9 protein-coding genes are annotated in these 15,132 nt (G+C 71.6%); 7 read left to right on the top strand and 2 right to left on the bottom strand.

All coding sequences use genetic code 11. The annotated features are described in order from the left end of the window. Positions 1-49: 49 nt before the first annotated feature. The 4 genes from ACFVYN_RS01145 (at position 50) to ACFVYN_RS01130 (ending at position 8,548) form a co-directional block, all read left to right on the top strand. Entirely contained in the window at positions 50-2,902 is a 2,853-nt protein-coding gene (locus ACFVYN_RS01145; RefSeq protein ID WP_389990724.1) for a SpoIIE family protein phosphatase, read from the top strand. A gap of 97 nt (positions 2,903-2,999) precedes the next feature. After that, positions 3,000-5,792: a SpoIIE family protein phosphatase gene (locus tag ACFVYN_RS01140; RefSeq protein WP_389990722.1), complete on the top strand. Its 2,793-nt coding sequence runs from the start codon at positions 3,000-3,002 to the stop codon at positions 5,790-5,792. A 134-nt stretch (positions 5,793-5,926) separates the two neighbouring features. After that, the gene (locus ACFVYN_RS01135) at positions 5,927-7,291 is read left to right on the top strand and encodes an FAD-dependent oxidoreductase (RefSeq protein WP_389990720.1); all 1,365 of its coding nucleotides are present in this window, start codon (positions 5,927-5,929) and stop codon (positions 7,289-7,291) included. A 105-nt stretch (positions 7,292-7,396) separates the two neighbouring features. Next, complete coding sequence (locus ACFVYN_RS01130; protein WP_389990718.1) at positions 7,397-8,548, top strand: FAD-dependent oxidoreductase; 1,152 nt, start codon at positions 7,397-7,399, stop codon at positions 8,546-8,548. A gap of 3 nt (positions 8,549-8,551) precedes the next feature. Here ACFVYN_RS01130 and ACFVYN_RS01125 read toward each other — a convergent pair whose 3' ends face one another. Next, on the bottom strand, positions 8,552-9,529 hold the full coding sequence (locus tag ACFVYN_RS01125; RefSeq protein WP_389990716.1) for an ABC transporter substrate-binding protein: 978 nt from the start codon (positions 9,527-9,529) through the stop codon (positions 8,552-8,554). 156 nt (positions 9,530-9,685) lie between these two features. Between ACFVYN_RS01125 and ACFVYN_RS01120 the strand changes: the two genes are divergently transcribed. Continuing rightward, on the top strand, positions 9,686-11,071 hold the full coding sequence (locus tag ACFVYN_RS01120) for a hypothetical protein (RefSeq protein ID WP_389990999.1): 1,386 nt from the start codon (positions 9,686-9,688) through the stop codon (positions 11,069-11,071). 10 nt (positions 11,072-11,081) lie between these two features. On the opposite strand, the gene ACFVYN_RS01115 is transcribed toward ACFVYN_RS01120, so the two are convergent. Then, positions 11,082-11,993, bottom strand: coding sequence for a peptidoglycan-binding protein (locus ACFVYN_RS01115; RefSeq protein ID WP_389990714.1), 912 nt, complete (start codon positions 11,991-11,993; stop codon positions 11,082-11,084). A gap of 286 nt (positions 11,994-12,279) precedes the next feature. Between ACFVYN_RS01115 and ACFVYN_RS01110 the strand changes: the two genes are divergently transcribed. Together ACFVYN_RS01110 and ACFVYN_RS01105 are read left to right on the top strand one after the other, a co-directional pair. Next, positions 12,280-13,620 carry a jacalin-like lectin gene (locus tag ACFVYN_RS01110; RefSeq protein ID WP_389990712.1) on the top strand — a complete coding sequence of 447 codons (1,341 nt, stop codon included), beginning with the start codon at positions 12,280-12,282 and terminating at the stop codon, positions 13,618-13,620. Between the two features lie 170 nt (positions 13,621-13,790). After that, a partial coding sequence (locus ACFVYN_RS01105; RefSeq protein WP_389990710.1) for a glycoside hydrolase family 43 protein occupies positions 13,791-15,132 on the top strand: 1,342 nt, incomplete at its 3' end.

Below are 15,132 nucleotides of genomic sequence, written 5' to 3'. Positions count from 1 at the left end.
CATTCTTGCTGTGTCGCCCGCGGGACGGTGCACGGACTAGGTAGGGCCGATGACTGGGAGCGTCGAGGACGCACACCCCATGGCCGGGCGGCTGGCGGCGCTGCTGATCGACGCTTCGACGGAGGCGATCAGTGCGGCCGGCGGCCACGCCGGAGGGGTCTATCTGCGTGCCCGCACGCCCGGGCTGCTGCGGCTCGCCGTCCTGTCGGGGCTGCCCGGACCGCTGTTCCGCCCCTGGTGGCGGCTGCACTCCGACCGCCCCTTCCCCGTCGCCGACGCCTACCGGCTCGGTGTCCAGGTGGTCCTGCCGAACGCCACCGAGACGATGCGGCGCTACCCGCAGTTCGCCGCAGGCCTGCCCTTCCAGTTCGGTTCGCTCTATGTGCCCGTGGTCTGCGGTTCGACGACCTTCGGGGTGCTGACCGTGCTGCGCCCGGCCGTCACCGACGCCGCCGAGGTGCTGTCCGGCCGCGACCGGATGGTGCGCCTCGCCCAGGAGCTGGGCGAGGCGCTGCGGGGCCTGGAGGACGCGAACCCGGACCAGGTGGCCTGGGACGGTGAGCCCGTCTGCCTGCGGCCGCCGACCTCCTCCACCTCCGTGGGACGCGCCGGACGCTTCGCCTGGGACCCCGAGGCAGCCGACATCAGCCTGGACGAGGACCTGCACACCCTCCTGGGTGTGCCGCCCAGTGAGTTCCCCGGCACGGTCGAGGCGTTCGCCGAGGCCGTGTCCCCCAGCGACGCCCACCGCATCCTGGCCTCCCTGCGCGACACCGCCGCCGGCCGCCCTCCCGCGCTGCCCCTGTACCTGCGGGACGAGGACGGCGCGCTGCGCCTGCTGGACCTGTGGAACGCCTACGAACCGCCCGCCGCCCCCGCGGTCCGGGGCGTCGTCGTGGCCCCGGGCCCGGCCCCCACGGCGGACTCGGCGGCCGACCTGCTGCCCGACGGCGTGTTCTGCGTGGACCGACTGGGCCTGGTCGTCTACGCCAATCCGCGCGCCGCCGAGCTCCTGGGCCGCCCCCGCGCCGAGCTCGTCGGCCGCGACCTGTGGGAGGCAGTGCCCTGGCTGGCCCGCCCCGAGTTCGAGGACCACCTGAGAGCGGCCCTCCTCACCTCCGACCCGGTCCACTTCCATCTCGTACGACCACCCACGCAGAACTCCGAGACACGGTCGGCCACTGGGGACGCCAGGCCACCGCGGTCCCCTCGGGACACCGGACCACCGCCGACCGCCCGGGATGCCGGACCTCCGCCCGTTCAGCACCTCGGTTCGCTGTCTCCGGCTGGAGACACGGGATCACCGTCGTCCGCCCGAGATGCCGGACCCCAGCCATCCGTTCAGCACATCGGCGCGCCGCCACCGGTCCAGGACACGGCATCACCGTCCTCCGCCCGGGATACCGAACCACCGCCGACCGCCGGGGATGCGGAACCACCACCCGCCCGCCACACCGGCCCCCCATCCTCCGCCGGCCACACCGCCCCACCCCCGCCCCCTCAAGACGCCGCCGCCCCGCAGCCGTACGAAGGCGACTGGCTGGCCCTCTCCGTGCATCCCGGTCCTGACCGGCTGACCTGTACGGTTCGGCCCGCGAGCCGGGTGACGGGCAGTCCCGCGGGGCAGGGGGCCGCCGAGGTGTCCGAGGCGGCCGTGAGCCCGCTTGCACACCTGTACCGGCCGATCGCGCTGGCCATCGCCCTCACCGAGGCGGTCACCGCCCGGCAGGTGTCCGCGGTCGTGATGCGGGAGCTGCTTCCCGCGTTCGGCGGCCGCCGGCTCGCGATCTATCTCCTCCAGGAACGGCATCTGCACCTGGAGTGGGAGACCGGCTTCCCCAAGGGCTTCCTCGCGCCCTTCGACGGCGCGGACCTGGGCACGCACCTGCCCGGCGTCGAGACCCTCACCACCGGCCGCCCGCTGTTCTTCGACTCGATGGAACAGCTGACGGCCGCCTACCCCGGCATCGCCCTGGACGCCACCGAGGGCGCCCGGGCCTTCCTGCCGCTGATCGCCTCCGGGCGCCCGGTCGGCTCCTGCATCCTCGGCTTCGACCGGCCGCGCAGCTTCAGCACCGAGGAGCGCACGGTCCTGACCGCGCTGGCCGGGCTCATCGCCCACGCCATGGAGAAGGCGCAGCGCTACGAGTCGGAGACCGTGCTCGCCCGGGGCCTCCAGCAGGCGCTCCTGCCCCGCCGGCTGTCGGCGCATCCGCTGCTGGAGACCGCCGGGCGCTATCTGCCGGGCACCGCGGGGATGGACGTCGGCGGCGACTGGTACGACGTCGTCGAGTCCGGCGACGGGCTGGCCCTGGTCATCGGGGACGTCCAGGGGCACGGCGTGCAGGCGGCGGCCACCATGGGCCAACTGCGCAGCGCGGTCAGGGCGTTCGCGCTCGGCGACCGGCCGCCGGACGAGGTCATGAGCAGCACCAACCATCTCCTCATCGACCTCGACCCCGGCCTGTTCGCCAGCTGCTGCTACATCCGGCTCGACCCCGCCACCGGCGTGGCCAGAGCGGCCCGCGCCGGACATCCGCCGCCCCTGCTGCGCAGCCCCGACGGCCGCACCCGGGTCCTGGACCTGCCCGGCGGGGTGGTCCTCGGGGTCGCCCCGCGCGCCCGCTATCCGGTGACCGAGCTCCAGATGGAGCCGGGCGCGATCCTGGCTCTCTACACCGACGGACTGGTGGAACGCTCCGGCAGTGACATCGACGAGGGGATCACCGCCCTGCGGGTGGCCCTCGCGAAGGCCGGCGCACCGGCCGCCCGGCCGGGCAGCAGGTTCCTGGCGGGCGTGGCAGACCGGCTCACGGCGACCGCCCGGCACGCCGTGGACCGCCCCGACGACATCGCGCTGCTGCTCGCCACCCGGCGCACGGCACCGTCGCGGTCACCATGAGTCGCGGTCAATAGGAGAGGTCTGCCGGTTCTCGATGGGCCGTCACACCGCGTGACGCCCCTCGCCTCCCGGGGCGCGGCAGTGTAGACATGGGCACATGGTCCGACTCCTGGGCCGCTTCGGGGGCGGGTCGGCCCGTCGCCCCGGCGGTCCCCGCCCACCGCAGACACCCGACCACGCCGACGACCGCCACGAAGGCCCGCTCAGGGGCGGTTCGCCCACGCGGGCGGAGCGCGACGGAGTCCGGACGCGACGGCCGCCGGGAGCGCTGCGGGCGGCGGTCGACGGACGCAGCGTGGCCGGACAGGTGTTCGTCCTCCAGGTCGTGATCGTCCTGCTGCTGGTCGTGGCCGCGGTGGTCGCCCTCGTGCTCCAGGTACGGCACGACAGCACCGTCGAGGCTCGCAACCGTTCGGTGGCCGTGGCCCAGGCCTTCGCCAACGCGCCGGGCACCGTCGAGGCCCTCAGCGGTCCCGACCCCTCCGCGGTGCTCCAGCCGCGTGCCGAGGCGGCCCGTCTGGCGACCGACGTCGACTTCATCGTCGTCATGAACACCGAGGGCATCCGGTACACGCACCCCAAACCGGACCGCATCGGCAAGAAGTTCGTCGGGGACATCGCCCCCGCGCTGGCCGGACGTGTGGTGACCGAGGACATCACGGGCACCATAGGACCGCTCGTGCAGGCCGTCGTCCCGATCAAGGCGGACGACGGCAAGGTGGTGGGCCTGGTGTCGGCCGGGATCACCACCGCCAAGGTGGGCGGCACCGCCAACCAGCAGCTGCCGCTGCTCCTGATGGCCGCCGCGGTGGGGCTCGCCCTGGCCACGGCGGGCACGGCACTGGTCAGCCGACGGCTGCTGCGCCAGACGCACGGCCTGGGCCCGCACGAGATGACCCGCATGTACGAGCACCACGACGCGGTGCTGCACGCCGTGCGCGAGGGAGTGCTGATCGTCGGCGGCGAGGGCCTGCTGCTGCTCGCCAACGACGAGGCGCACCGGCTGCTCGACCTGCCCGCCGACTCCGAGGGCCGGCACGTCCTGGACCTCGCGCTGCCCGCCGACATCGCCGGGCTGCTGGCGTCCGGACGCGTCGCCACCGATGAGGTGCACCGGGTCAAGGACCGCCTCCTCGCGGTCAACCAGCGGCCCACCGACATCCAGGGCGGCCCGCCGGGCAGCGTCGCCACCCTGCGCGACTCCACCGAGCTGCGCGCCCTGTCCGGACGCGCCGAGGTCGCCCGCGAGCGCCTCGACATGCTGTACGACGCCACGGTCGGCATCGGCACGAGCCTGGACGTGACCCGCACCGCCGAGGAACTGGCCGAGCTCGCCGTACCGAGGTTCGCGGACTTCGCCACCGTCGACCTCTTCGAGGCGGTGCTCAGCGGGGGCCAGCCGGAGGCGGCGACCACCCTGCGCCGCACCGCGCTCAGCGGCATCCGCGAGGACGCCCCGCTGTACAAGGTCGGCGAGCGCATCCCTCTGGTCGACTCCGCTCCCCAGTCCCGCGGCATCAGCGGCGGCCGGGCCGTCCTGGAGGCACGTCTGTCCGAGGCCGCCGGGTGGCGCGCGCAGGACAAGGAGCGCTCCGCCCATGTCATCGAGTACGGCATCCACTCGCTGATCGCCGTTCCCCTGCGGGCCGGCAACCTCGTCCTGGGCACGGTCAGCTTCTGGCGCTCGGACAAGCCCCGGCCCTTCGACACCGAGGAGGTCGCCCTCGCCGAGGAGCTCGTCACCCGGGCCGCGGTCTCCATCGACAACGCCCGCCGCTACACCCGCGAGCACACCATGGCGGTCACGCTCCAGCGCAGCCTGCTGCCGCGCCGGCTGCCCGAGCAGGACGCCCTGGACATCGCCTACAAGTACCTGCCCGCGCAGGCCGGGGTGGGCGGCGACTGGTTCGACGTACTCCCGCTGTCCGGTGCGCGGGTGGCGCTGGTGGTCGGCGACGTCGTGGGGCACGGGCTGCACGCCGCGGCCACGATGGGCAGGCTGCGCACGGCGGTGCACAACTTCTCCGCCCTGGACCTGCCGCCCGACGAACTGCTCGGCCTGCTCGACGAGTTGGTCGCCCGGATCGACCAGGACGAGGCGGAGGAGAGCGGCAACTCCCCGGTCACGGGGGCGACCTGCCTGTACGCCGTCTACGACCCGGTCTCCCGGCTGTGCACGATCGCCCGGGCCGGCCATCCGCCGCCCGCCGTCATCCACCCCGACGGCAGCGTCGAGTACGCCGACGTGCCCGCCGGTCCCCCGCTCGGCCTCGGTGGCCTGCCGTTCGAGACGGTCGACCTGGAACTCGCCGAGGGCAGCCGCCTGGTGCTCTACACGGACGGGCTCGTGGAGGACCGGGAGCGCGACATCGACGTGGGCCTGGAGCTGCTCCGCACCGCCCTGGAACAGGCCGGCCCCTCGCCCGAGGACACCTGCCGGGCCGTACTGGACGCACGGCCGCCGACCCGGGCCACCGACGACATCGCCCTGATCGTGGCCCGCACCCGGGCGCTCGCGGCCGACCGGATCGCCGAGTGGCAGGTCCCCGCCGACCCGGCGGCCGTCTCCGAAATGCGGGCGACCGTGTCCCGGCACCTCGCCCGCTGGAGCCTGGACGACCTCGCGTTCACCACGGAGCTGATCCTGAGCGAGCTCGTCACCAACGCGATCCGTTACGGCGGCGACCCCATCCACGTCCGCATGCTGTACGACCGCACGCTGATCTGCGAAGTCTTCGACAGCAGCAGCACCTCACCGCATCTGCGGTACGCGGCCATGACCGACGAGGGCGGCCGCGGACTGTTCCTCGTCGCGCAGCTCAGCGAGCGCTGGGGCACCCGGTACACCCCTGCGGGCAAGGTCATCTGGGCGGAACAGCAGCTCCCGTGACCCCGGTTGAAGTGCCTCGGCCACTCATAAGGTGAGCTTATGAGCTCATAGAGTGGACCCGCGTACCGACTTAGGCTTGCCTCAGCTTAGGCTTCCCTGGAGTTGATCTGTCACCGCTCGAAGGGAACCTGATCATGCCCCGCCCCCTGCGGGTAGCCATCGTCGGAGCCGGCCCCGCCGGGATCTACGCCGCCGACGCGCTGCTCAAGTCCGGTGTGGCCGCCGACCCCGGCGTGTCCATCGACCTCTTCGAGCGGATGCCGGCCCCGTTCGGACTGATCCGTTACGGCGTGGCTCCGGACCACCCCCGGATCAAGGGCATCATCACGGCCCTGCACCAGGTGCTCGACAAGCCGCAGATCCGCCTGTTCGGCAACGTCGACTACCCGACCGACGTCAGCCTGGACGACCTGCGCGCGTTCTACGACGCGGTGATCTTCTCCACGGGCGCGACCGCCGACCGCGAGCTGCGCATACCGGGCATCGAGCTCGACGGCTCGTACGGCGCCGCCGACTTCGTCTCCTGGTACGACGGCCACCCGGACGTGCCGCGCACCTGGCCCCTGGCGGCCGAGAAGGTCGCCGTCCTCGGCGTCGGCAACGTCGCCCTCGACGTGGCGCGCATCCTGGCCAAGACGGCCGACGAACTGCTGCCCACGGAGATCCCGCCGAACGTCCACGAGGGCCTCAAGGCCAACAAGGCCCTGGAGGTCCACGTGTTCGGCCGCCGTGGCCCGGCGCAGGCGAAGTTCTCCCCGATGGAGCTGCGCGAGCTGGACCACTCCCCCACCATCGAGGTCATCGTCGACCCCGAGGACATCGACTACGACGAGGGCTCGATCGAGACCCGGCGCGGCAACAAGCAGGCCGACATGGTCGCCAAGACCCTGGAGAACTGGGCGATCCGCGATGTCGGCGACCGCCCGCACAAGCTGTTCCTGCACTTCTTCGAGTCGCCCACCGAGATCCTCGGCGAGGACGGCAAGGTCGTCGGCCTGCGCACCGAGCGCACCGCCCTGGACGGCACCGGCAACGTCAAGGGCACCGGCGAGTTCAAGGACTGGGACGTCACCGCGGTCTACCGCGCGGTCGGCTACCTCTCCGACAAGCTGCCCAAGCTGCCCTGGGACATCGACTCGGGCACGGTCCCGGACGAGGGCGGCCGGGTCATGCAGGAGAACGGCGAGCACCTGCAGTCGACGTACGTCACCGGCTGGATCCGGCGCGGTCCGGTGGGCCTCATCGGCCACACCAAGGGCGACGCCAACGAGACGGTCTCGAATCTCCTGGACGACTTCGCGAACGACCGCCTCCAGAGCCCCGGTTCGCCCGAGCCGGAGGCTGTGGACGCGTTCCTCGCCGAGCGGAACGTCCGCTTCACCACCTGGGAGGGCTGGTACAAGCTGGACGCCGCCGAGAAGGCGCTGGGGCAGCCCCAGGGCCGCGAGCGCGTGAAGCTCGTCGAGCGCGAGGACATGCTGCGCGAGAGCGGCGCCTGACCCGACGGGACTGGACGGGACGGCGGCGGAACCCCCGCCACCGTCCGGTCGTTCCTTCCCTGTCCGTACGACCGTGCGGGCGGGCGCGGGACGAACGGGGTGGGTGTGGCACGCGTACTGGTCATCGGCGGCGGTATCGCCGGTACGGCGGCGGCTCTGGCGCTGCACAAAGCGGGCTTCGAGGCCGTCGTGCACGAGGCCCACCCCGACTCGGCCGAGGACATCGGCGCGTTCCTCACCCTGGCGAGCAACGGCATGCGTGCCCTCGCCCAGGTGGACGCCTCCGCGGCGGTCACCGCGATCGGCTTCCCGCTGACCTCGCTGCGGGTCCTGGACGACCGCGGCACCGAGCTGGCGCACGCGCCCATGGGCGAGACCTCCGACCCGCTGCTCCACTACCGGTGCCTGCGCCGCGGCGACCTCAACACCGCACTCCAGGCCGAGGCGCGGCGCCGGGGCGTCCCGGTCCGGCACGGCGCACGGCTCGCCTCCGTCGAGGACGGCCCCGACGGGGTCACCGCACACTTCGCCGACGGCACCACCGCCACCGGCGACCTGCTGATCGGCGCCGACGGCCTGAACTCCACCGTACGACGGTCGATCTCACCCGGGACGCGGCCCTTCCACGCAGGCCAGTACGTCTTCTACGGCTACACGCGCGCCGCGTCTTCTTCCGGCACGGGCGCCTGCATCACCATGGTCCGCGGCAGCGGGGCCGCCTTCGGGTACGCGGTGTCGCCGGACGGGGAGGCGTACTGGTTCGCCCGGGTGAGCGGCGGCCCGCTGCCTGCCGAGGAGTTGGCGCAGGGCACGCCCGCCGACTGGCGTGACCTGTTGCTGCCGCTGCTGCGCGAGGACGCCACGCCGGCCGCGGATCTCGTCGCGGCCGCCGGCGACGAGCTGATGGTCACCAACGCCACCGAGATCCCCACCGGCACCCCGTGGCGCTCAGGACGGACCCTGCTCATCGGCGACGCCGCCCACGCGGCCTCTCCCGCGACCGGCCAGGGTGCCTCGATGGCCCTGGAGGACGCCGTCGTCCTCGCCAAGTCCCTGCGGGGCGCGCCGGACACGGAGGCCGCGCTCGGCCTCTACGAGAGACTGCGCCGCCCCCGCGTGGAGCACAACATCACCGTCAGCGGCAACATCTCCCGGGGCACCCACACCCCCTCGGCCGCGCCCCGCCCCTCCGACGAGGACCTCGCCCGGCTCCTGGCATGGGACGAGGACCTCTGGGCCGAACGGCACTCTCTCTAATGTTCAGGAGAACAGCGCCTGGATGTCCGGCTTCTTGCCGCCGAAGATGCCGTCCTCCTCGCCGAGCGCGGCCAGCTTCTCCAGTGAGGCCACATCGACCTGGGGCGGCCAGCTCGGGAGGATGAGCTCGGCCAGCACATCGCCGCTGATCCTGGTGTAGACGGTGAGGATCTGCCGGGCCTCGTCCGGGTGGCCGGAGGCGTACTTCAGCGACTCCGTCATGGCCTCGGTGAACTTCTTCACCAGGTCCGGGTTCTGCTGCGCGATCTTCGCCGAGGTGAACCAGGTCGCGACGGTGAGCTTGGGGTCGGTCTCGGCGAAGGGCGAGGCGATGACCCGGGCGCCCTGCGCCTTGGCCACGGTCTGGGCCGGCTCGCCCATCCACGCGGCGTCCAAGCGACCGCCGTCCAGCGCGGCCGGCATCTGGTCGAAGGGGATCTCGACGAACTTCACCTTCGCCGGGTCGCCGCCGTCCTCGCGGACCGACTCGCGGACCGTGGTGTCCCCGATGTTCTGCAGGGTGTTCACGGCGACCGTGCGCCCGGCCAGGTCCTTCGCGGACTTCACCGGGCTGTTCTTCTTCACCAGAACACCGGTGACGTCGGCCCCCACCTTACCGTTGGAGGCCGCCCCGTTGACCACGGACTTCACGGGAACGCCCTTGGTCTGCGCGAGCATCAGGGACGTGGTGTTGCTGAAGCCGAACTGGAACTGACCGCTCACCACTCCGGGGATGATCGCCGCACCGCCCTGCGCGGTGACCATCTTCAGCTCGATCCCGCGACGGGCGAAGAACCCCTTCTTCTGCCCGAGATAGAGCGGCGCCACATCGACGATGGGGATGACACCGACCGTGACCCGGGTCGTCTTCGCTCCGCCCGCGGAGGACGTGCCGCCGCTCCCGGAGTCCGACGATCCGCATCCGGCGGCGGCCGCGAGGGTCACCACCGCAACGGCAAGTCCGAGCACGCGCCTTTGCATGGGGCCCTCCTGACGAGGCGTCGGAGCGCCTCACGACCCGTCCACTGATGTTGTGCACATCATTGACGCCCGCAATGTACACGCCTACTTTCGCCGGTGTCAGTCCCCCCGACCGCAGAAAAACACGGACTGCCCCCAAGGAGCCCACGTCTCGTGATGCACCGCATCCGCACCCATACGCTCGTCACCGTCGCGGCACTGCTGCTCGCCGCTCCCCTCACCCCGGCCGCCCACGCCGCAGAGGACGTCCATATCGAGGGCCGGTTGCCGTCCGGCGCGACCTACCTCATGGATGTGCCGGCCGGCTGGAACGGCACGGTCCTCCTCTACAGCCACGGCTACACACCGCCCGGCGTCCCCAACCCGGCTCGCGACGCGCCCGACGACACCACGAAGTCCCTGCTCCTCAAGCAGGGTTACGCGCTGATCGGGTCCTCGTACGCCACCACCGGCTGGGCCGTCACCGAGGCCGTACCCGACCAGCTCGCCACCCTCGACACCTTCACCGCCCGCTTCGGACGCGCCGGCCGGACCATCGCCTGGGGCACGTCCTACGGCGGCCTCGTCACGACCGCTCTCGCGGAACGGCACGCGTCCCGTCTCGCCGGTTCGCTGTCGATGTGCGGCCTTGTCCAGGGCGGTGTCGCCAACTGGAACAGCACACTGGACCCGGTCTTCGCGCTGAAGACGCTCCTCACCCCCGGCTCCGGCATCCCACTGACCGGGCTGCCGACCCCGGCCGCCGCGACCCGGGCGTCCGACGAAATGACGGCTGTCCTCACCGAGGCGCAGCGGACCGCCGACGGACGGGCCCGCATCGCGCTCGCCGCGGCCCTGCACAACATCCCCGGCTGGAACGACCCTTCGCAGCCCCGGCCCACGCCCACCGACTGGGACGCCCAGCAGGTGGGCCAGTACCAGGCCGTCGTCGGACTGGTGAAGTTCCCCGCTTTCGTGTGGCGTCAGGAGGCCGAGTCCCGGGCGGCCGGCAACATGTCGTGGAACACCGGCGTCGACTACCGCGCGATGCTCCGCGGCTCCCCCTACCGCAAGGAGGTCGAGGAGCTGTACGCGAAGGCCGGCCTCTCCCTGAAGTCCGACCTCAACACCCTCGACAAGGCCCCGCGCACCCGCGCCGACCAGAAGGCCGTCGACTGGATGCGCCGTACGAGCACCTTCACCGGCCGCCTCACCAAGCCCCAACTGGACATCCACACCACCGGCGACGCGCTGATCCCCGTGCAGTCCGAGAGCGCCTACCGCCGGGCCGCCACGGCCGGGGGCTCGGCTCCACTGCTGCGGCAGCGCTATGTCGACAACGCGGGCCACTGCACCTTCAGCCCCGGTGAGCAGATCGCCGCCCTGCACGCACTGGAGGACCGGATCAGGAGCGGTCACTGGCTCGGCAGTGCTCCCGCCGCGCTCAACTCCCGTGCCCTCGAAGCCGATCCGGCCTCACCGGCCCGCTACCTGCCCTACTCGCCGACCGGTTACCCCCGCCCCTACGACGGGGCACACCCTTCCGACGGGCACCGGGGATAGCCCTGGGCCGTCACGGCTGGGAGGTCTCGGACTCGAGCGCGGTGCGCGTCGCCCCGCCGTAGACGCCGGGCTCGTCCTTGAGGACGAAGCGGGTGGCCTGGTAGCTGCGCACCGCGCTCTCGACCTGCTGGTCGAAGTCGCCGTCGGCGTCCCCGTCGTAGAGATCGATCTGTCGGAGCCGGAGCTGGAGTTCGACGACCTCGGGCCCCTGGGCGCCGAGGCGCAGAACAGGGGGCAGGCCGCTCGACACCGTCGGGCCGGGGCCCACCGTGGTGATGGCGGCGGCGCTCGACGGGGTGCCGACCGGGGTGGTGGTCGGGGTGGTGGTGCCCGTCGGCGACGCGCTGTCACTGGACTCCGCGCTCGGCGAGAGGGAAGGCGGTGCGGACGACCGCGTCGAGGTCGCCGTAGGAGAAGACGCCGTGACGGACGGGGCGCTCGGCGACGGCGGCGCCTCCGGCACGCCCGCGCGCACGCCGCCGGCCACGGAACCGTCCCGTGAAGGGCCGTCGTAGGTGAAGAGCCCGCCGACGAATCCGCCTGTGACCAGGACCGCGACGGCTGCTCCCGCCCCGGTGACGATCAGGTTCCGCCGCCCACGACCGGGCGGGGCGCTGTCGGCCGGGGACGGCACGCGCGGCTCCTCGCGAGGCGCCTTTTCCGCGTCCACCGGGACCAAGGTGATGTCGCCCAAGTCCCCTGCACGGGACGGGAGTTCTTCGACCGGGTCTGCCGGCTCCTCGCCGACCTCCACAAAGGGCCGTATGCGCACCGGGTCGAAGTCCTCCGCTGCGGCCGCCTCGGCCGTGCGGGACTCGCGGTGGGCCTCGGAGGCGCGGTGTGCGCAGGTGCAGGAGGGAGTGCCGTCCGCCGCCCTGGGCGCCCCGCACTCCGGGCAGACGAGGACTGGTGGTTCACTCACACGCGTTCCCTCTCCCTACGACCTTCATATCGTAGACAGATATGCCGCGCGGAAATTCCACACCTCGTATCGCCCGGGAACCGCGGCATCAAAGGGGCCGGGATTCAGCCACCGCGCGTGAAGGAGAGATGAACGGTGGTGGGCACGGGGGTCCAGCGCCCGGTCAGGCGCAGGGAACTTGACGATCCGGGAGTGCGCAAGACGGCGACAACATGGGGTAACCAGCGGTAACTTCTCTCCCGCCCCGCCCCTTTCACCCGTGCCACTCCTCCAGGAGACACCCCCCATGCGCAGACTCCTCGCCGCTCTGGCGACGACCACCGCCGTCCTCGGCGGACTCACCGCGGCCGCCCCGACCGCGACGGCCGCCGACTCGGGCAGCTTCAGCGTCCTCACCTACAACGTGGCCGGCCTGCCCTCGGCCATCTCCAGCGCGTCGACACCCCGCGAGTCGAGCACCACGGCGATCGGCCAGCGGATCGCGCCGTACGACATCGTCCATGTGGAGGAGGACTTCAACTACCACGCCTACCTCTACGCGGGCGACACGAACCACGCCTACCGCACCCCCACCAGCGGCGGCGCCGGCATCGGCAGCGGCCTGAACACACTGTCCAAAATCCCGTACGACACCGATGACTTCGAGCGGGTGCACTGGAACTCCTGCCAGGTGGACTCGGGCGACTGCCTCACCCCCAAGGGCTTCACCTTCATGCGCGAGCGCCTGGCCGAGGGCGTCTACGTCGACTTCTACAACCTGCACACCAACGCCGGCACGAACGACGGGGACCTGGCCTCGCGCGCGGACAACCTCAACCAGCTCAGCGCGTTCATCAAGGCCCACTCCGCCGGCAACGCCGTGGTGGTCATGGGCGACACCAACACCCGCTACACCCGCTCCGGCGACACCATCGCCGAGTTCGCCGCCGCCAACGGCCTCACCGATTCCTGGGTCCAGCTGATCCGTGGCGGCACCCCGCCCACCAAGGGCAGCGACGCCCTGGTCTGCGACCAGACCGGCGCCACCGTCCCCAACACCTGCGAGGTCGTCGACAAGGTCCTCTACCGCAGCAGCCCCCTCGTCTCCCTCAACGCGACCTCGTACAACAACGAGCACGCCAAGTTCCTCACCAGCGACAATCTGATGCTCTCCGACCACGACCCGATCACCGTCGGCTTCACCTGGTCGCGCAACTCCGCCTACCAGCTCAGCGACCAGTACGGCGGCCCGCACGGCGACTACTTCAACGATATCGCCGCCGTCCCCGCCGGTGCCCGCGCCACCACGGTCTCGCTGCGGGCCGGGTCCCGCGTCGACCAGCTGGGCCTCACCCTGGCGAACGGCACCGCCCTCACCCACGGCGGCACCGGCGGCACCGCGTCCTCCCTGGCCCTGGGCAGCGGGGAGTACGTGACCACGGCCCAGCTCTGCCAGGGCGCGTACAGCGGCCACACGCGGATCTTCTACGCCAGGTTCACGACCAACCTCGGCCGCACCCTGACCGGCGGCACCACCACCTCCGACTGCGTGACCCGTACCGCCCCGTCCGGCTGGCAGATCGCCGGGTTCCACGGACGCGCCGCCGACGAGGTCGACAAGATCGGCTTCATCTACACCCAGCGCTGACCCACCCGCCCCGGGGCGCTCTCCCGCGCCCCGGGTGCACAGGAATCACAAAAGAGTGACAGGACGATTGACGCGGTCACGGCCAGGCCCTACTTTCTGACCGATTTACCGAACTGCGTTCGAAATACCGGTCACTTGAGGTGCCCCCGCACGCCCGCTTGGAGAACAAGATGAGCGCAAACCCCCACCTGTCCCGTCGCGGCCTTCTGGGCATGACGGCCGCCGTGCCGCTCGCCCTGACGCTCGGCGCGGGCACCGCGCAGGCCGCCGACTCGGCGTACGCGATGGTCTACTTCACCGAGTCGACCAACCTCGGCGACGGCACCGACTACGGGCTCCACCTGGCCGTGAGCCCCGACGGGCTGAACTGGACGCCGCTCAACCAGAACAACCCGCTGGTCACCCCCACCGCCGGCGCCCTGGGCCTGCGCGACCCGTTCCTCATGCGCAAGCAGGACGGCACCTTCGTCGTGCTCGCCACCGACCTCAAGGGCACCGACTGGAGCTACAACAGCCAGTACATCCACGTCTGGGACTCCACCGACCTGCGCACCTTCACCGGCTACCGGCGCCTGAAGCTCCACGACATGACGACCCACAGCTGGGCGCCCGAGGCGTTCTGGGACGCGGGCCGGGGCCAGTACGCGGTGATCTACTCCTCGGTCAACTCCAGCGGCCACAACGTGATCATGGTCAACTACACCAGCGACTTCGTCACCGCCTCGGCCCCGCAGGTCTTCTTCGACCCCGGCTACGACGTCATCGACGGCGACATGGCCGTGGGGGTGAACGGATACAACTACCTCTTCTTCAAGAAGAGCCAGACCCTGGTGAGCGCCAGGTCCACCACCCTGAACCCGGGCAGCTTCACCGAGTACAGCGCGGGCGTGTCCCACGGCGGCACCGAAGCCCCCACCGTGGTCAAGTCCCTCACCTCCGGCACCTGGTGGCTGTGGGGAGACACCTACACCCCCAACGGCGTCTTCTACGCCTGGCAGTCCACCAGCCCCGCCTCCGGCACCTGGACCGCGCTCGACCAGAAGACCTACACCCAGCCGGTCAACTCCAAGCACTGCGGCATCGCCACGATCACCACGGCCGAGTACAACAACCTGCTCGCCAAGTGGGGTGCGCCGGCCTGGAACCGGCTCAAGTCCTACAACTACCCGGCCCGTTACATCCGCCACTCCGACTACGTCGGCCGCATCGACGAGTACCCCATCGAGCCGTACAAGGACTCCCTGTGGACCCTCGTCCCGGGCCTCGCCGACAGCTCCGGCGTGTCCTTCCGGTCGGTCAACTACCCCGACCGCTACCTGCGGCACTACAACTACCAGCTCCAGCTCGACACCAACGACGGCACGTCGACCTTCGCCGGTGACGCGACCTTCTACCGCACAGCGGGTCTCGCGGACGCGGGCTGGGCCTCCTTCCGCTCATACAACAACCCCACCCGCTACATCCGCCACTCCAACTACGTCCTGCGCATCGACCCGGTGTCCACGACGACGG

The organism is Streptomyces sp. NPDC058307 (assembly GCF_042880295.1).
Taxonomy (GTDB): Bacteria; Actinomycetota; Actinomycetes; order Streptomycetales; family Streptomycetaceae; genus Streptomyces.
Note: the sequence above shows the minus strand (reverse complement) of the source record. Positions and strands in the feature narration are given on the sequence as shown.